This is a genomic window from Rhizobium sp. AN80A (assembly GCF_030053015.1).
Lineage (GTDB): Bacteria > Pseudomonadota > Alphaproteobacteria > Rhizobiales > Rhizobiaceae > Rhizobium > Rhizobium metallidurans.
In genome coordinates this window covers 3610868-3627547 of the sequence record NZ_JASJPX010000003.1, presented here as the reverse complement: position 1 = coordinate 3627547, position 16680 = coordinate 3610868, and the positions used below count along the sequence as shown (strand labels likewise).

The following is a 16680-nucleotide window of genomic DNA, read 5'->3' as shown; positions in this document are numbered from 1 at the left end:
ATGGGCGTCTGGATCGACACCGACATGGGCTTCGACGACATCGCCGCCATTCTGGTGGTTGAACATGCCAAGCTCGACATCGCGGGCGTCTCGCTGGTCTTCGGCAACACGCCGCTGCCGCAGGTACGCAGAAACGCAGCCGGCGCCGCAAAGGCCTTCGGCTGGACCTTCCCGATCCACTCCGGCCGTGCCTCAGCCGTGCTTGGGGAGATCGAGACCGCCCAGGCCATCCTCGGCGATACGGGCATCCCGACATCGGGCAAGACGCTGCCCGAAGCCGCCGCGCTGCCCGACAGCTGCGCCTTCACCGCGCTCTGCGACTGGCTCGAGCAGGACGGTCCGCACCGCATCCTGGCACTCGGCCCGCTGACGAATATCGCGGCCCTTGCGCTCGCCCGCCCCGATCTTGCCGCCCGCATCACCGAGCTCACCTGGATGGGCGGCGGCGTCACATCAGGAAACCACACGGCATCGGCCGAGTTCAACGCGCTGGCCGATCCCGAGGCGCTGGCGATCGTCATCGCCTCCGGCCTGCCGCTGCGCATGGTCGATCTCGACCTCTGCCGCAAGGTCATCGCCGTCCCCGATGACGTCGCCCCGATCCGCAAGGCCGGCGGCGCCAACGCCGAGATGCTGGCCGATTTCCTCGACGGCTATATCGGCATCGGCACCAGCCGTGGCCGCTTGGGCATGGCGATCTACGACCCCTGCGCCGCCGTCGCCTTCGCCCACCCTGATATCGTCACCTTCCGCGCAGCCCGCATCGACGTCGAGCTGCAGGGCAAGCTCACGCGCGGCCGCACCGTCGTCGAAACCCGCGCCAGCCACGTCAAGCCGAATGCCGACTACGCCGTCGAGATCGACAGCGAGGCCGCCCGCGCCATCATCCTCGGCGCGCTCCAGCAGGAGGCCGCCCGATGAGCCAGTTGGAACCAATGGACCTCAGCGATCCCAAGCTCCGCGCCCGCGCCGTTGCCGCCGCGCGCGGCGATGCGCCCTTCGACGTGTTGATCACGGGCGGCCAGCTGCTCGACGTCGTCACCGGCCTGATCCGCGACGCCGATATCGGCCTCGTCGGCCCGCTGATCGCAAGCGTGCACGCGCCGCTAAGCCGCAAGGACGCCCATGAAACGATCGACGCCCGTGGCAGCATCATCGCACCCGGCCTGATCGATACCCACATGCACATCGAAAGCTCGATGGTGACGCCATCGGCCTATGCCGCCGCCGTCCTGCCGCGCGGCGTCACGACTGTCGTCTGGGACCCGCACGAATTCGGCAATGTCCACGGCATCGATGGCGTGCGCTGGTCGATCGAGGCAACGCGCGGCTTGTCCCTCCGCACCATCCTGCTTGCCCCCTCCTGCGTTCCCTCGGCGCCCGGCCTCGAGGTCGCGGGTGCCGATTTCGACGCTTCCGTCATATCGGAATTGCTGCGCCGGCCCGAGATCGGCGGCGTTGCCGAAGTCATGAACATGCGGGGCGTCATCGACGGCGATCCGCGCATGACCGGCATCGTCAATGCCGGCCTTGCATCCGGCAAGCTGGTCTGCGGCCACGCGCGTGGACTTGACGGCAGCGACCTCAACGCCTTCATGGCGGCGGGCGTCACCTCCGACCACGAGCTCACCTCGGCCGACGATCTCCTGCTGAAGCTCGCCGCCGGCCTGACCATCGAGCTGCGCGGCTCTCACGATCACCTGCTGCGCGAATTCGTGGCGGCGCTTGATGGCATCGGCCACCTGCCGTCCACCGTGACGCTCTGCACCGACGACGTCTTCCCCGACGAGCTCCATTACTGCGGCGGCCTCGATGACGTCGTGCGCCGTCTGGTCAGCTACGGCATGAAGCCCGAATGGGCGCTGCGCGCCGCGACCTTCAACGCCGCCCAGCGCCTGCGCCGCCCCGACCTCGGCCTCATCGCCGCCGGCCGCCGCGCCGATATCGTGCTGTTCAGGGATTTCACCGAGTTCGAAACATCCGCCGTCTTCGCCAACGGCCGCCTCGTCTCGCGCGACGGCAAGATGGCGGTCGACCTGCCCGCCGTCGACAGCACGCCGCTGCAGCACTCCGTCAAGCTCGAGGCGCTGACCGAGAACGATTTCCGCATCCCCTCCGAAGGCAGCCGCGTCCGCGTCGCCACCATCGACCGCCCGCGCTTCACTGAGTGGGCGCAAGCCGAAACCGCCGTCGAGGACGGTTACGTCGTCCCGCCCGAGGGCAGCGCGATGATCTCCGTCGTCCACCGCCACGGCAAGGTCGACGCCCGCCCGCGCATCGGCTTCCTCACCGGCTGGGGCACATGGCGCGGCGCCTTCTGCACCACGGTCTCGCACGACAGCCACAACCTCACCGTCTTCGGCGGCAATGTCGCCGACATGACCATCGCCGCCAACGCCGTGATCGCGGCCGGCGGCGGCATGGCGGTGGTGCAGGACGGCGAGATCAAGGTGCTCTTGCCGCTCCCGCTCTCCGGCCTCGTCACCGAGGCCCCGCTCGAACAAACGGCGGAAACCTTCCGCGCCGTACGCCGCGCCATGGAAGACGTCGTCGACTGGAGGCCGCCCTACCTCGTCTTCAAGGCCTGCTTCGGCGCCACCCTCGCCTGCAACCTCGGCCCGCACCAGACGGATCGCGGGATCGCCGATGTGCTGACGGGACGGGTGATGGAGACGCCGGTGATTGAGGTGTTGTAGGGGGCCGTTGAGGATGGTTGGCGGCGTGCCGCGTGGCCCCCTCATCCGCCTGCCGGCACCTTCTCCCGCGGGGGAGAAGAGACTCGCGGTGGCCACTCGCCCAGATCTTTCTCGTTTGCGAAAAGGACGTCAAGATTGGGCGCGCCGGTGCGCCCAGCCCCTTCGCCCCAGCGGGGAGAAGTGCCGGAGCGACAGCGAGGCGATGAGGGGGCCACGGGCGCAAACGGTGCTACTCCAGCAATATGCACACCACAAAACCCCGCGCCCGAGCAAGGCCCGGCGACGGTCGGCTGGCGTATCCCCAAAAAAGGGAATGGGCAGGCGGCATCGTATGGATAGTATGGGTATCAGGCATTTCCGCCTGCCCGATCGCGTCTGGGTTTCCGGTTCGTCCGGGCCGACAGGAGCGTCTCTCGGCCTTTCCTTGCCGGATGGATATCAGGCCCTGACAGCCCTTGATCCACCTGTGGCGACCATCATCGAAGGCCGGATACCAAACCTGGCGTTACCGGTTCGCGAACCCGGCTCCCTGTCCGATGACGTGGCCATTGTGGAGCGACACCGGATGACGGGGATGAATGAGCGCGACGATTTCGGCCAAGGCGCTGATTGCCAAACGATATTTGTGGCGCGCGGCATTAAATTTTGCCCGCCCGCCGCAAGCGACACCCCTCACCCCGCAGCCAACTCCCGCTCCACCAGCCGCGTCCAGAACGCCACGCCCGGCCCGATCGCGTCATCGTTGAAATCGTAAGCCGTATTGTGATGCAGCGCCCCATCCACCGCCGGGCCGTTGCCGAGCCAGACGTAGCAGCCCGGCGCCTGCTGCCCGAAGAAGGCGAAGTCGTCGCCGGCCGTCGAGGGCGGGAAGTGTGTCACCACCTTCTCGCCGAATACGTCTGAAGCCGCAGCCAGCGCCCGCTCCGTTGCGTTGGTATCGTTGACGACAGGCGGAATGCGCCGTTCGAAGCCGTAATCGGCGGCAATGCCGAACATCGCTGCCGTGCCCTCCGCCAGCCGGCCGATCTCGTGCTCGAGCTGGTCGCGGACATCGGGCGAATAGGCGCGCGCCGTGCCGCCGATCTCGACAATGTCAGGGATAACGTTGAGCGCCTTGGGGTCGCCCGCCTGCAGCGAGCAGGCGCTGACGACGGCCGGCTGCAGCGGATCGACGACGCGGCCGACGATGGTCTGCAGCGACGAGAGGAACGTGCCGGCGGCCGTGATCGGATCGCGGCCGAGATGCGGCTTGGCGCCATGCGTGCCGGTCCCCCGGAAGGTGACGCGCCAGCTGTCGGAAGAGGCCAGCTGCGGCCCGGCGACCACGGCCATCTCGTCGACCGCAAGGCCCGGCATGTTGTGCAGCCCGAAAACGGCGTCGCAGGGGAAGAGCTCGAACAGTCCGTCCTCCACCATCCGCTTCGCCCCGCCGCGTCCCTCCTCGGCCGGCTGGAAGATGAAATGCACGGTGCCGGAAAAGCCGCGCGTGGCCGCCAGATGCCGGGCGGCGCCAAGGAGCATCGTCGTATGCCCGTCATGGCCGCAGGCGTGCATCTTGCCCGGAACGGTCGACTTGTAGGGCCGATCGGCAAGCTCGGGCATGGCGAGCGCATCCATGTCGGCGCGAAGCCCGATGCGGCGCGTGCCGTTGCCGACCTGCAGCGTGCCGACGACGCCGGTGCCGCCGAGCCCGCGATGAACCTTGATGCCCGCCTCGTCCAAAAGTTTGGCGACGATCTCGCTCGTCCGCACCTCCTCGAATCCGAGTTCCGGATGGGCGTGCAGGTCGCGGCGCAGCGCGGTGAGGAACGGCAGATCGGCTTCGATCTCGGCGGAAATAGGCATGCGATGGACGATCCCGTAAATGCAGTCAGGCGCCAGGGCAGCGCCCGTCAGAGAGGTTATCTATCAGGCAAAGGAGCGGCGAATTCAACCTTTCGCGAGTGCAGCATTGGCGTGTGCGGCGCCGTTGCCGCCGATCTCCCACGTTTGTGAACGCGTGGAGAATTTCCGGCGTCGCACGACAACTTGACAGCAACCGCGCTCGGGTGACGTAATCCCTTCAACGCGAAAGGCCGCACCATGAGCGACGACCAGATCCCCGCCGATAGCAAGCTCACCAATTCGAAGCGCCGCTGGGCCGACGAAGGCAAGTTCCTGACCGGCCGCACGAGTAGGCCTGAGACCGACCGGCTACCGCCCGGCCAGCATCTCGTCAAGAACTGGCCGGTGCTCGACCTCGGCGAACAGCCTGTTGTCTCCACCGACACATGGCGGCTGCAGGTCGGCGGGCTGGTCGAGACCCCGCTCGATCTCGGCTGGACCGCCTTTCAGGCGCTGGAACAGACCACCAGGGTATCCGACATTCACTGCGTGACGACATGGTCGCGCTACGACAACAAGTGGAAGGGCGTCGCCACGCGCGATCTTCTCGACCTCGCCATGCCGAAGGCGGAAGCGACCCACGTCATGCTGACCAGCTATGACGGCTATACGACCAACCTGCCGCTTGCCGATTTCGCCGCCGAAGACGCCATTCTCGCCACCTCCTGGGAGGATCTGCCGCTGAGCCGCGAACATGGCGGCCCGATGCGGCTGATCGTGCCGCACCTCTATCTGTGGAAGAGCGCCAAGTGGCTGCGCCGCATCGACATCATGCCGGCGGACGCGGCCGGCTTCTGGGAGCGTAACGGCTACAGCATGTATGGCGACCCCTGGCGCGAACAGCGCTATGCCGACGACTGATCGCCTGGCGTTGGTTAAGCCGCGCACGCCTGCCGGGGACAAGCGCGTTTAACGCGCATTCCCTCGCGTCTTACGCAAAGATTTACTCGCCTCTACATTGAACATTCTGTTCAAACGGATCCTTTAGTGTAAGTTGGCCGCAGAATGGTGCACCGCATGAACCCATCCTGGGTTGTTCGGATAACCTGTCGCACATTTCACGCCTGAGTTGATGACCAAGGACACGTCGTTTCACACCGTCACGCAGAAGCTTCTCGACGCCTGGCTGAGTACGTCTCCGCATCAGCCGGGCACGCCGGACGCCGTCTATCGCGACGCGCTCGACCTGCTGACGCTCAAGATGCGTCTGACGATCATCGTGCTCGAGGGCGACGATCCGATGGACTGGCAGCTGCGGGTCGTCCGCTCCTCCGGCTTCGCGTCCCGCATCCTTAACATCAACAAGCTCTTCGCGAACCAGCGCATCGGCGACTTCAAGGATCGCAGCTACATGGAGACGGCGGTCATTCCGCGCTATCGCGAGGTGATCGCCTCGCAGAAGCCGTCGATGGAAATGGTCAAGACAAGGCTGCTCGGCGTCGACATCGCCTACGAGCGCATGGTGCTGCCGCAGAGGACGACCGAGGCGCGACCGGCCTGGCTGCTCACCGTCACCAATGGCCGCTTCATGTTCAACGCGCCCGAGCGGCAGGCCAAGCTCGACGTCACCGACGAAGCCGTCGTGCAGCTGCTGGCCGAGGGCGCGACCGCCAAGCAGATCGCCAGCGAACTCGGCATCTCCCACCGCACGGTCGAGCACAGGCTGGAGCGGATGAAGGAACGCTACGGCGCCAAGAACACGGTGCACCTCACCGCCATGCTGGTGGCGATGCACCTGCACCGCGAGACCGACCGGAACTAGATGTTTAGGCAAGGCAAAGCCCCGGCGGACCGGGGCTTTGCCTTCTCCTTAGCGAAGAACCGGCGCGGACGCGCGGCGAACACCCGGCGCGGCCGAGAGCTTGCGTTCGGCAAGCGCCCCGAAGGCAAGGCCGATCACCGTCCAGAGGATCGCGTGCATGCCGATCGAGGTGGTGCGGAACCGCCAGAGGAGCATCGCCGGATAGTTATCCGGCACCTCGTTGATCGCAGGCAGAAGATAGAGCACCGCGCCGATGAACAGGACATAGGCAAATCCGGCCGCGATCGCGCCATTCCACGCTCCGAGCCTGGGCGAAAGCCGCCGGGCAAGGACGATCGCGGCAACCAGCGCGGCGATCGACACCACGATCATCAGGAAGAACAGCTGGGTCCTGACCTCGATGGTCTCGGGACGGCCGACCGCGGGCGGATTGGCGGGATACTTGATGGCGGGCACGATGACGATGGCAACGAAGGCCAGGGCCGCGATGGCGGCCGAGGTCGCCCGCGCGCCAAGGCTGCTGACGCGGCCCTGCACGAAGGTGAAGATCAGCGCGAAAATGCCGCCGATGGCCATGCCGTAGGCCGTGACCGCGATGAACAGGCCAATGCCCACCTGTACGGTCCGGCTGAACAATTCCGGTTCCGGCGCCTCGCCCGCGGCTTGCGCCGCTGCTTCCTCGATAGCGATCGACTGATCGACGAGCGGCCCGCCGAAGGTGTGGGCGAAGGCAAACACAAGGACGCCGGCGATCAGGCCCGCCAGCATGCCGCGAAGCAAAAGTTTTCCAACCATATCTCAAACTCCCTCAAAGCATGTCGCGCGAAAGCGTGCAGCGCTTTTGCGGCAACGACATGCGACAAAACAAAGACTTGAAGCGTAACGAGCGAACCCTGCGGATCGCGACACGCTTTAGTGGCAGGGGAAGCCGAGAAGGTGTCGGCCGTCATGTACGAATTCGTGCACATACATGCCGTCGAACAGCGCCATCGCGCCTTCTTCGGTGCCGACGAAATAGATGGCGATCAGCATCAGCAGGCCGCCGAAAATGGCCCATGGCAGGATGTCGCCGACGGGAATGGGTGCGGCCACCGAAGTGGGCGCGAGCGTGGTACGAGACATGAATTCCTCCTGGAATAACGCGTTCAGTCGAGAATGTTCGTGGGTAGGGTCTGACTTCCAGTCTGAGGTATCCTCATCCTGATCACAGTGGCGCGACCGCACCGGAATTTCACCGGCTTCCAAACCTACGGAATCGACGATATAGCTGCGACCCCGGGCCTGTCAACGCACTGTCACACAGGGCGGGCGGCGCCTCGATGACGAGGAGAACAGCAAGCGTGATGACGCGCCTCACCTTCATCTGCCACGGCGCCACCGACGCCATCCGGAAAGCGCGTTTCCCGCTCGACGAAGCGCTGGAGGAGAAGGCGATCGCCGGGGGCCGGGCGCTGGCCTCGCGAATGCCGCGCGCCGAGCGCGTCTTCACCAGCCCGGCGCTCCGCGCCCGCCAGACCGCCGACGCCCTCGGGCTGGACGCAGGCGTCGTTCCGGCCTTGTCCGACTGCGATTACGGCCGCTGGGCCGGGCAGCCGATCGCGGCGCTGCACGAGAGCGAGCCGCACGCCCTGTCCGAATGGCTGACCGATACCGACGCGGCCCCGCACGGCGGCGAGAGCATCCGCGCGCTGAGGGACCGCGTCGAGCCGTGGATGCGGGCGCAGTCCGCGCAGGGCGGCCAGGTGATCGCCGTCAGCCACGCCCCCGTCATCAGGGTCGCGGCCCTGATCGCCCTTGCGGCACCGCTGTCCTCCTTCTGGCATATCGACGTCGAACCGCTTTCAGCCATCGAAATGACCAGCAACGGCGCACGCTGGTCGCTGCGCTTCGATCGCGTGTAGACGCGGAGATTTCACATCTTGAAATTTAGATAAGCCTTGCGCAAGCCAATTGCGCGAAAGCTAATTCGCCTGGCATTTCCAGGTGATAATCCTTCGTAAAAGGAGGCCTGACCATGTCTTACGATTGGAACGGGGCGCGGCTGAGACGCACGCGCCTCATGCGGCTCACCGGCGGCGCGATCTTCCTGTGCCTTGCTGTCACCGTGTCCATACTGATGCGACTGTAGACCATGCGGACAGCGGGCGAACGACTGCGTTCGCCCGTTTCCTCTCCCTTGAGGCAGGTATTTCAACAGATCGAGATACGCCTATGGGTAGGTGAGGATAACTAGAAGTCACCTCCTAGTTTCAACGGATACTTTAGACTTCCATGCTATATCTCTTGAAGGTGGAGATGGAGTGGGAGCATGCCGGCATTTTTCCGGAGCAGAGCCGGACGGCAGTGGCTGTCCCTCGTGGTGCTTGGCGCGGCCCTGTGGGTCGTGGGAGCGCTGCTGGAATTCGGCGAACTGCTCGCCTGGTTCGTCCAGCAATTCGATAACTACGGCGCCGACAAGCTGGTGCTGGCGCTCGCCGTCGGCGGCACGATGAGCTTCGTCTATTCCGTCCTGCGCATCACCGATCTTCGCAAGGAAATGGACCTGCGCGCCAAGGCGGAAGCCAGGGCCGACTGGACCGCGACGCATGACCACCTGACCAAGCTTCCCAACCGCTATGCCTTCGAGCGCGCCGTGCTCCTGCACCGGCGCGCGCAGATCGACGAATACAGCGAGGAATGGGCGCGCAACGTCAGCGTCTTCTGCGTCGATCTCGACGGTTTCAAGAAAGTCAACGACCTGATCGGCCACAATGGCGGCGATGCGCTGCTGGTCGAGGTCTCCAAGCGGATCTGCGCCATCGGCAGCGCCGACTCCGTCTATCGTTTCGGCGGCGACGAATTCATCATCGTCGCGACCGGCCTGTCGTCGCAGCACGAGGAGCGCCTGTCGCGGCTTTTGATCCAGGCCGTGACGCGCCCGATCCACATCAACGGCTTCGCCGTCGAAGTCGGCGCCAGCGTCGGTTACGACCGCTGGCAACAGGGCGAACGGCTGGAAGACACCGCCCACCGCGCCGACCTCGCCATGTACGAGGCCAAATCGCGCGGCCCGAACAACTATCTGGCCTTCGAGGCATGGATGCGCGACAAGGTCGCGCTGCGCGCCTCGCTGGAAGCCAAGCTGCGCCTGGCGATCAAGGACAAGGCGATCCGCCCGTTCTATCAGCCGCTGATCGATCTGAAGACCGACGAGGTCTGCGGCTTCGAGGCGCTCGCCCGCTGGACCGACGACGAAGGCAACAGCATTCCGCCTTCGGTCTTCATCGGCATCGCCGAGGAGACCGGGCTGATCACCGTCCTGTTCGAGGATCTGCTCAGCCAGGCCTGTCATGATGCACTCGCCTGGGACGATCACATCACGCTGTCGTTCAACGTCTCGCCGGTGCAGATGGAGGACCGCCTGCTGACGGCGCGCATCTTCAAGGCGCTGACGGTAAACGGCCTGCCGGCCCACCGCCTCGAAATCGAGATCACCGAAAACGCCCTGATCCAGGACCCCTCCAGCGCCGCCGCCGTCCTCGACGAATTGCACGATGCCGGCGTGCAGATCGCGCTCGACGATTTCGGAACGGGCTATTCCAGCCTGTCGCAGCTCGCCAACTACCGCTTCGACAAGATCAAGATCGACAAGAGCTTCACCGCCACCTATCGCGACGACGAGCGCCAGGAAAAGATCGTGCGGGCCATGCTCGCGCTCGGCCTCAGCCTCAACATCAAGACCACCGCCGAAGGCATCGAGGGAGCCGCGACAGCTCAACCACCTGCTCGAGCTCGGCTGCGATGTCGGCCAGGGCTATCTCTTCGGCAGGCCGATGCCCGCCGACGAAATCGGCCCCTTCCTGCACGCGAGAAACAGGACTTTGGCGGCCGAATAGGCACCAACCGGGCCTTTTGCCGTAAAATTAGCTATTTGTGATGGAACCATTTAAGATGTGGCGACGTTGGTACGTCGGGTCGCATAGGCGCCATTGTCTGCGGCATGCCCTCGGCTTGCCAGATGCAGCGATCCACGGTCGGGCACCGCGGTTCCCGACAATTCAGTCAAGAGTGTACCCTTATTCATAGGAGAGGGATCTTATCATGAATGTTCGTATCGTGACTGCGTCAGCAGCGCTTCTCATGATCGCCGGGTCGGCCTCGGCGGCAGACATCGTCGCGGAACAGCCGCCCGCACCGGTCGAGCAGGCCGCGCCGCTCTTTACCTGGAACGGCTTCTACACCGGTATCCAGGGCGGCGGCGCCTGGGGCAATGGTGATTTCTCCGGCATCGGCTCGTCCAGCATGAATGGCGGCCTGGTCACGGGTTTCGCCGGCTATAACTGGCAGCTCGACAACAGCATCGTGCTCGGTCTGGAAGGCGACGTCTCCTACAACTGGAATTCCGAGGACGTCGGTCCCAACAGCTACAAGTTCGACACGACGGGATCGGTTCGCGCCCGTGTCGGTTACGCGCTTGACCGCGCCCTGCTCTACGGCGCGGCCGGCTGGACCGGTGCCCGCGGCAGTGTCGATACGCCCGTCGGCAGCGACAGCGCCACCTTCTCCGGCTGGACCGTCGGCGCCGGCGTCGACTACGCCTTCACCGACAATGTCTTCGGTCGTGTCGAATATCGCTACAACGACTACGGCAGCAAGGATCTTCTGGGCGTCGACACCGACTTCAACCAGAATGTCGTGACCGTCGGCGTCGGCATCAAGTTCTGACCCAGCATGCTTGGCGGCTGAATGCCGCCTGTTGAAAGAGCCCGGTCCCGCACCGGGCTTTTCCATGTCTGGAGGCCTCATCGGTTTCGACAGGGGGACGTAAAGCCACCATCGGACGCGAAAAACCTGTGGGATATCTGGGGATCGCGCCCCGCTTTCCTTGTCCGACTCACCGTCGGAAGGTAAGAAGAGGCTAATACAAGGCCGCGTGAACAGGCCGATCCGTTAGTATGTTATCAACCTCTAACGCATAAAATTTCCATAAAATTCAACAGGATAGGATGCCGCCGCTCGGCGAGCCGAAAGGTATGATGATGCGGATATCATTCATGATTTCAGTATTGGCGACGATGCTGATGGCCTTCCCCAATACCGGCACGGCCGGCTCCGCGCTGCGCGCCTCCCGCGCGATCGGCGCGCCGATCGGTTTCCCCTCCGCGTGCACCCGCTATGCCTGGCTGTGCCGCAATACCAGCAGCGGCGACATCAGCGACGAAAAGGCGATGCCGCTTCTGAAGAAGATCAACCGCGATGCGAATTCGAGCGTCAGGCCGGCGACGGACTACGCCACGACGGGCAAGGCGGAATACTGGTCGCTCCCGATCGGCAACAGGGGCGATTGCGAGGATTACTCCTTGCTCAAGATGAAAACCCTTCTCGACGCAGGCTTCCCCGCCAACAAACTCGCCATATCCGTGGTCATCGACCGCAACGGCGGCAACCACGTCGTGCTCCTCGCCCGCCTGAAGTCGGGCGACTACGTGCTCGACAACCTCTCGGGCAGCGTCAAGCCCTGGTCCAGCACCGGATATACATTCCTCGCCAGCCAGAACTTCAACAACAAGAGCGCATGGCAGGTGACGCTTGCCGGACCGCGCGCGGCCCAGTTCTCCGGCACATGAACGGACTCCGCACGGAAATCGCCGGCATCCGCTACGCGCCCGACGACATCGTGTTCACACCGCAAAAGCCCGGGCACCTCGCCCGGGCTTGATGTTTGCGACGGAGAAATGGCGCGGCTTCGGTAAACCGCCGCCATTTCCCGAGCGAGGCAGACGCGACCAGTGCTTAGCTGCCGCTCTTGCCGCCGGCACCGCCAGCACCGCCGTTGCCGCCGGAGCCGCCGTTGGCATTGCCGCCGTTGCCGCCGGAGCCGCCGTTGCCACCGCCGTTGCCGCTGCCGCCACTGCCGCCATCGCCGCCGTTGCCGCCGCCGCCACCGCCGCTGCCGTTGCTGCCGCCGTTGGAGCCATTGCCGCCGTTGCCGCCGCCGCCGCCGTTACCGCCGCCGTTGGCACCGCCATTGCCGCCGGAACCGCCGGAACCGCCGCCGCCACCGCCGCCGCCGCCGCTGCCGCTGCCGCCGTTACCGCCGCTGCCGCCGTTGCCGCCGGAACCGCCGTTACCGCCGCCGTTGGCGCCGCCATTGCCGCCGTTGCCGGCATTACCGCCGCTGCCGCCGCTGCCGCCGCCATTGGAGCCGCCGCTGCCGCCGCCGCCACCGTTGCCGCCTTTACCGCCGCTGCCACCGCCGTTGTCGCCGCCATTGCCGCCATTGCCGGCATTGCCGCCCTTACCGCCGCTGCCACCGAAGGTGCTGCCGCCATTGCCGCCAGCACCACCGTTGCCGCCGTCGCCGGCATTGCCACCGTTGTTGCTGCCGCCCTTGCCGCCATTGCCGGCCTTGCCGCCATTGCCGCCGTCACCGCCGCCATAGCTTCCGCCATTGCCGCCTTTGCCGCCGTTGCCGCCCTTGCCGCCGTTGCCGCCACGGTTGTTGCCGCCGTTGCCGCCGTTGCCGGCTGCTCCGCCGTTACCGCCGTCGCCACCCCACCAGCTGCCGCCAGTGCCGCCGCCGCCGCCGTTGCCGCCCTTGCCGCCGTTGCCGCCACGGTTGTTGCCGCCGTTGCCACCGTTGCCGGCCGCTCCGCCGTTACCGCCGTCACCGCCCCACCAGAAGCCGCCATTGCCGCCGCCGCCGCCGTTGCCGCCGTTGCCGCCATTGCCGCCGCGGTTGTTGCCGCCGTTGCCGCCGTTACCGGCAGCTCCGCCGTTACCGCCGTCACCGCCATGGTTATCGCCGCCATTGCCACCGGCGCCGCCATTGCCACCGCTTCCGGCATTGCCGTAGCCGTTGCCATTGCCGTTGCCGTTACCATTGCCATGGTTGTGGCCGTTGCCATTACCATTGCCATTGCCATTGCCGTTACCATTGCCATTGCCATGGTTGTGGCCATTACCATTACCGTTGCCATTACCATTGCCGTTGCCATGGTTGTGGCCATTACCGTTGCCATTGCCGTTGCCCTGGCCGTTTCCATTGCCCTGGCCGTTACCATTCCCGCCGGGATCGACTATCCCGGCGCCTGGGGCGGCGCTCGCCGTATCGCTGCCGCCATTGCGGTTGTTGGAAGAACCGTTGTCTCCGTTCCGTCCATTTCGATCATGGTTGGAATCGAGGAAGGGATTCACTTCGAAAATCGACTGAACCGGAAAGCACAGTCGCTCCTCGATCGATCCCGGCTGCACGTTTCTGCAATTGAGATTGAGCGCCTGGGCGCTCCCTAGGCTCGTTCCTGCCAGCAGAAATCCTAAGCTGACAGAGAGCTTCAATAGTGTTCTGTTCATTTCGCTCACTCCCATCGTTAACGTGGCGTTAACCAGGGAATTTTTATATGAGTGAGCAGTAAATTAGGAAGGACAAATAAAAATGAAGAGCGTACTCATTTCGGCTGCAATTGCATTATTTAGTATAAAAGCATCATCTAATAGTAGATAATCGCGGAACCTCTGAATAACACAAGGAGCTTTATATGCGGAGAATTGCGGCCATTCTAAGTTTTGTTATCGGTATTCCTTTAGTTTCTAGTCAGAGTTTTGCAGGATCCGAAATTCCCGCCAGCCGTTCTATAGCTCCTCCTGTTGGATTTGGACAAGCCTGTGCCAAATACGGATGGGTTTGCAACGGCGCGGGTGGTGTCGATGTTGATGACAAGGAGGCGCTTCGCGCGATTCAGGCGGTCAATCGCTACGTCAACGCGAAGGTGAAGCCGGCCGAGGACCGGGCGACGAGCGGCAAATCCGAGAACTGGACGCTGCCGATCAACAACAGGGGGGACTGCGAGGACTATGCGCTCCTGAAGATGAAGACGCTGCTCGATATCGGCTTTCCGACCAGCAAGCTGGCACTTTCGGTGGCCCTTGATCGCAACGGCGGCAACCATCTCGTCCTGATCGCCCGACTGAAGTCCGGCGATTACGTGCTCGACAATCTCGCCTACAGCGTCAAGCCGTGGCAGCGCACCGGCTACACCTTCCTCGCCAGCCAGAACTTCAATCGCAAGGCTGCATGGCAGGTGACGCTGGCGGGGCCTCGCGCCGCGCAGTTCACCAAGGGCTAGGCGGTTCGTCGGCGGGCGAGTTTAGGAAACCTGAGGTAGCAATCCGTGCCTGGGCGGGCAAGCCAGGCACGGCGGCCCGTCCGGCTGTGCGGTTCCAAACGCTTAATCCGCGCCACGGGCGCAGAAGATGATCGCGGCCCCTGCGAGGCTGATCAGCAACCCGCCGAACATCCACCAGTCTGTCGCCGACGACCTCAGGCTGCCGTCGCCGATAAAGCCGCTCGCATGCGCCGCCAGCGCGGCGCCGCCCGCTATCGCGGCAATTCCAAGCAGGTAAAGCACGGACCGCATCATCAATCCTGCAACGAACCGTAAAATCCCGGGCAAGCATGCTCGCCCGGAGCTAATACGCGCGGACGGCGAAAAAGTTGCATCGCCGCCACGCAGAAAAAGTTGCATCGCCGCCACGCAATAGCCGGCTTAGAGACACGAAGAGGCGAGGACATGTTTTTTTGGTGGCGGAACAATACGATCCGACCTATCGTTCCCTTTAGGCAATGGAGGTTGCCGAAGGAGGGAAACATGAACGATAGCGTTGTTGGCTTTCTGGTCGCCGCGGAAATGTCCGCCCTTTTCTGGGCTGGCGTGTTTTTGGTCGCAGCGACTTTTTCCTGAGACAAATATTATTGTCTTGAAGCGGTGTTATCACTGGAAGAATGGTAGCGGGGGGCGGAATTGAACCGCCGACCTCAGGGTTATGAATCCTGCGCTCTCACCAACTGAGCTACCCAGCCACACCACCGACGATGCCGTTTGCAATGCGCCCGGCCCGTGGAATGAGCGGCTTATAAGGCGCGCCTCACTGTCATGTCAAGCACATGATCGAGAAAATCACCGGGCTTTTGTCACGCCGCCACGGCGCCCGCCAAGAGCGCCTTCAGCGACGCTTCCGCCGCCGGCTCGCGCTCCGAGCGCTCGATGAAACCACCGCCATAGACCCGCGCATTGTCGCCCGGCGCCGAGTAGAGCGCGCAGGCCTGCCCCGGCGCGACACCCGCCTCGCCCACCGCGAGATCGACATAGATCCCGGTGTGATCGGCATGCAGCACGGCCGGCGTCGGCATGCGGGTGGAGCGCACCTTGGCGAAGCAGGCAAAGCCCTCGCCCGATGCCGCCTGCGCGAGTTCCTCGTCGCCCAGCCAGTTCACGTCGCGCAGATAGACGCGGTGCGTCTCCAGCGCTTCCTTGGGGCCGACGATGACGCGCCGCGAGCGGGCGTCGAGATAGACGACGTAGAGCGGCTCGCCGGTGGCAACGCCAATGCCGCGCCGCTGGCCGATCGTATAATGCAGGATGCCCTCATGCTGGCCGAGCACCCGGCCGTCGAGATGCACGATCTCGCCCGCCAGCGCCGCGTTCGGCTTCAGCTTGTTGATGATGTCGGTGTACTTGCCCTGCGGCACGAAACAGATGTCCTGGCTGTCGGCCTTCTTGGCGACGACAAGGCCCATCTCCTCGGCGAGCTTGCGGGTCTCCGCCTTCGGCAGTCCGCCGAGCGGAAAGCGCAGATAGTCGATCTGCTCCTGCGTCGTGGCGAACAGGAAATAGCTCTGGTCGCGATCGGCGTCAGCCGGGCGGTAGAGCGCACGGCGGCCGGGATTGCCGGGCGCCGGGTTGGCGCCGGAGCGGATATAATGACCGGTCGCCAGCGCATCGGCGCCGAGCTCGCGCGCGGTCTCGAGCAGATCGGCGAACTTGACCGTCTGGTTGCACGACACGCAGGGGATCGGCGTCTCGCCGGCGACATAGCTTTCCATGAACGGATTGATGACGGTGTCGCGGAAACGCTTTTCGTAATCCAGCACGTAATGCGGAATGCCCAGCGTTTCGCAGACCCGGCGCGCATCGTCGATATCCTGGCCGGCGCAGCACGAGCCGGCGCGATGCACGGCCGCGCCATGATCGTAGAGCTGCAGCGTGATGCCGAGCACGTCGTAGCCTTGCCGCTTCAAAATTCCGGCCACGACCGAGCTGTCGACGCCGCCAGACATGGCGACGACAACGCGCGTATCTTCCGGCCTCTTGTCAAAATCCAGTGTGTTCACGGGGGTGCTGCCAATTCAAATGGGTGTCTCGATCCGCCCTATCCTACAGAATCTTGGCGGATTTGCATCGCGACCGACGGGATCGACCGCCAGTTCTTGTCTGGCCGTGGATATAGAAAGGATTGGAGGCGCGTGCAAGGGGCGGCGATTCTGGGGTGGTGGTGGGCGTTTTGGCGTGTGGCGCTTGG

At 64.5% G+C, this 16680-nt stretch carries 14 protein-coding genes, 1 tRNA gene, 1 pseudogene and 1 riboswitch; of the genes and pseudogenes, 9 read left to right on the top strand and 7 right to left on the bottom strand.

Features of this window, described 5'->3' with window-relative positions:
• Positions 1–921 (top strand): nucleoside hydrolase, encoded by a 921-nt coding sequence (locus P3R82_RS29455; protein WP_283196315.1) that lies wholly within the window; start codon positions 1–3, stop codon positions 919–921.
• Positions 918–2696 (top strand): adenine deaminase, encoded by a 1779-nt coding sequence (locus tag P3R82_RS29450; protein ID WP_283196314.1) that lies wholly within the window; start codon positions 918–920, stop codon positions 2694–2696. Before P3R82_RS29455 ends, P3R82_RS29450 begins: the two co-directional genes overlap by 4 nt.
• Before the next feature lie 672 nt (positions 2697–3368).
• Here P3R82_RS29450 and P3R82_RS29445 read toward each other — a convergent pair.
• Positions 3369–4541: a M20 aminoacylase family protein gene (locus P3R82_RS29445; RefSeq protein ID WP_283196313.1), complete on the bottom strand. Its 1173-nt coding sequence runs from the start codon at positions 4539–4541 to the stop codon at positions 3369–3371.
• A 237-nt stretch (positions 4542–4778) separates the two neighbouring features.
• On the opposite strand from P3R82_RS29445, the gene P3R82_RS29440 reads away from it, so the two are divergent.
• Positions 4779–5441 (top strand): sulfite oxidase-like oxidoreductase, encoded by a 663-nt coding sequence (locus tag P3R82_RS29440; protein ID WP_183900509.1) that lies wholly within the window; start codon positions 4779–4781, stop codon positions 5439–5441.
• A 211-nt stretch (positions 5442–5652) separates the two neighbouring features.
• Positions 5653–6342 carry a helix-turn-helix transcriptional regulator gene (locus P3R82_RS29435; RefSeq protein WP_283196312.1) on the top strand — a complete coding sequence of 230 codons (690 nt, stop codon included), beginning with the start codon at positions 5653–5655 and terminating at the stop codon, positions 6340–6342.
• A gap of 48 nt (positions 6343–6390) precedes the next feature.
• Here the strand turns inward: P3R82_RS29435 and P3R82_RS29430 are convergent, their stop codons facing one another.
• Positions 6391–7137, bottom strand: coding sequence for a CbtA family protein (locus tag P3R82_RS29430; protein WP_283196311.1), 747 nt, complete (start codon positions 7135–7137; stop codon positions 6391–6393).
• Between the two features lie 117 nt (positions 7138–7254).
• Complete coding sequence (locus P3R82_RS29425) at positions 7255–7464, bottom strand: CbtB-domain containing protein (RefSeq protein WP_183900506.1); 210 nt, start codon at positions 7462–7464, stop codon at positions 7255–7257.
• 48 nt (positions 7465–7512) lie between these two features.
• A riboswitch (cobalamin riboswitch) is annotated at positions 7513–7585 on the bottom strand.
• Between the two features lie 97 nt (positions 7586–7682).
• Here P3R82_RS29425 and P3R82_RS29420 point away from each other — a divergent pair.
• The 4 genes and pseudogenes from P3R82_RS29420 (at position 7683) to P3R82_RS29405 (ending at position 11948) form a co-directional block, all read left to right on the top strand.
• Positions 7683–8243, top strand: a complete 561-nt coding sequence (locus tag P3R82_RS29420; protein ID WP_283196444.1) for a histidine phosphatase family protein — start codon at positions 7683–7685, stop codon at positions 8241–8243.
• A gap of 407 nt (positions 8244–8650) precedes the next feature.
• Positions 8651–10217: pseudogene (locus P3R82_RS29415) on the top strand (EAL domain-containing protein).
• Between the two features lie 205 nt (positions 10218–10422).
• A complete protein-coding gene (locus P3R82_RS29410) occupies positions 10423–11046 on the top strand; it encodes an outer membrane protein (RefSeq protein ID WP_183900504.1) in 624 nt (207 codons plus the stop codon).
• A 329-nt stretch (positions 11047–11375) separates the two neighbouring features.
• A complete protein-coding gene (locus tag P3R82_RS29405) occupies positions 11376–11948 on the top strand; it encodes a transglutaminase-like cysteine peptidase (RefSeq protein WP_283196310.1) in 573 nt (190 codons plus the stop codon).
• Between the two features lie 166 nt (positions 11949–12114).
• Here P3R82_RS29405 and P3R82_RS29400 read toward each other — a convergent pair whose 3' ends face one another.
• A complete protein-coding gene (locus tag P3R82_RS29400) occupies positions 12115–13674 on the bottom strand; it encodes a hypothetical protein (protein WP_283196309.1) in 1560 nt (519 codons plus the stop codon).
• Positions 13675–13859: 185 nt separating this feature from the next.
• Between P3R82_RS29400 and P3R82_RS29395 the strand changes: the two genes are divergently transcribed.
• Positions 13860–14447, top strand: a complete 588-nt coding sequence (locus P3R82_RS29395; RefSeq protein ID WP_283196308.1) for a transglutaminase-like cysteine peptidase — start codon at positions 13860–13862, stop codon at positions 14445–14447.
• 102 nt (positions 14448–14549) lie between these two features.
• Here P3R82_RS29395 and P3R82_RS29390 read toward each other — a convergent pair whose 3' ends face one another.
• The 3 genes from P3R82_RS29390 to mnmA form a co-directional block, all read right to left on the bottom strand.
• Positions 14550–14738 carry a hypothetical protein gene (locus tag P3R82_RS29390; protein WP_283196307.1) on the bottom strand — a complete coding sequence of 63 codons (189 nt, stop codon included), beginning with the start codon at positions 14736–14738 and terminating at the stop codon, positions 14550–14552.
• 366 nt (positions 14739–15104) lie between these two features.
• Positions 15105–15181, bottom strand: a tRNA-Met gene (locus P3R82_RS29385).
• 111 nt (positions 15182–15292) lie between these two features.
• Positions 15293–16492 carry a tRNA 2-thiouridine(34) synthase MnmA gene (gene mnmA, locus P3R82_RS29380; RefSeq protein ID WP_283196306.1) on the bottom strand — a complete coding sequence of 400 codons (1200 nt, stop codon included), beginning with the start codon at positions 16490–16492 and terminating at the stop codon, positions 15293–15295.
• Positions 16493–16680: the final 188 nt, after the last annotated feature.

Bases quoted from the DNA above. Each gene is read 5' to 3' on its own strand.
- P3R82_RS29405 (WP_283196310.1), top strand. From the start codon at position 11,376: ATGATTTCAGTATTGGCGACGATGCTGATGGCCTTCCCCAATACCGGC.
- P3R82_RS29390 (WP_283196307.1), bottom strand. From the start codon at position 14,738: ATGCGGTCCGTGCTTTACCTGCTTGGAATTGCCGCGATAGCGGGCGGC.
- P3R82_RS29435 (WP_283196312.1), top strand. From the start codon at position 5,653: ATGACCAAGGACACGTCGTTTCACACCGTCACGCAGAAGCTTCTCGAC.
- P3R82_RS29450 (WP_283196314.1), top strand. From the start codon at position 918: ATGAGCCAGTTGGAACCAATGGACCTCAGCGATCCCAAGCTCCGCGCC.
- P3R82_RS29455 (WP_283196315.1), top strand. From the start codon at position 1: ATGGGCGTCTGGATCGACACCGACATGGGCTTCGACGACATCGCCGCC.
- P3R82_RS29445 (WP_283196313.1), bottom strand. From the start codon at position 4,541: ATGCCTATTTCCGCCGAGATCGAAGCCGATCTGCCGTTCCTCACCGCG.
- P3R82_RS29400 (WP_283196309.1), bottom strand. From the start codon at position 13,674: ATGAACAGAACACTATTGAAGCTCTCTGTCAGCTTAGGATTTCTGCTG.
- P3R82_RS29425 (WP_183900506.1), bottom strand. From the start codon at position 7,464: ATGTCTCGTACCACGCTCGCGCCCACTTCGGTGGCCGCACCCATTCCC.
- P3R82_RS29440 (WP_183900509.1), top strand. From the start codon at position 4,779: ATGAGCGACGACCAGATCCCCGCCGATAGCAAGCTCACCAATTCGAAG.
- P3R82_RS29395 (WP_283196308.1), top strand. From the start codon at position 13,860: ATGCGGAGAATTGCGGCCATTCTAAGTTTTGTTATCGGTATTCCTTTA.
- P3R82_RS29410 (WP_183900504.1), top strand. From the start codon at position 10,423: ATGAATGTTCGTATCGTGACTGCGTCAGCAGCGCTTCTCATGATCGCC.
- P3R82_RS29430 (WP_283196311.1), bottom strand. From the start codon at position 7,137: ATGGTTGGAAAACTTTTGCTTCGCGGCATGCTGGCGGGCCTGATCGCC.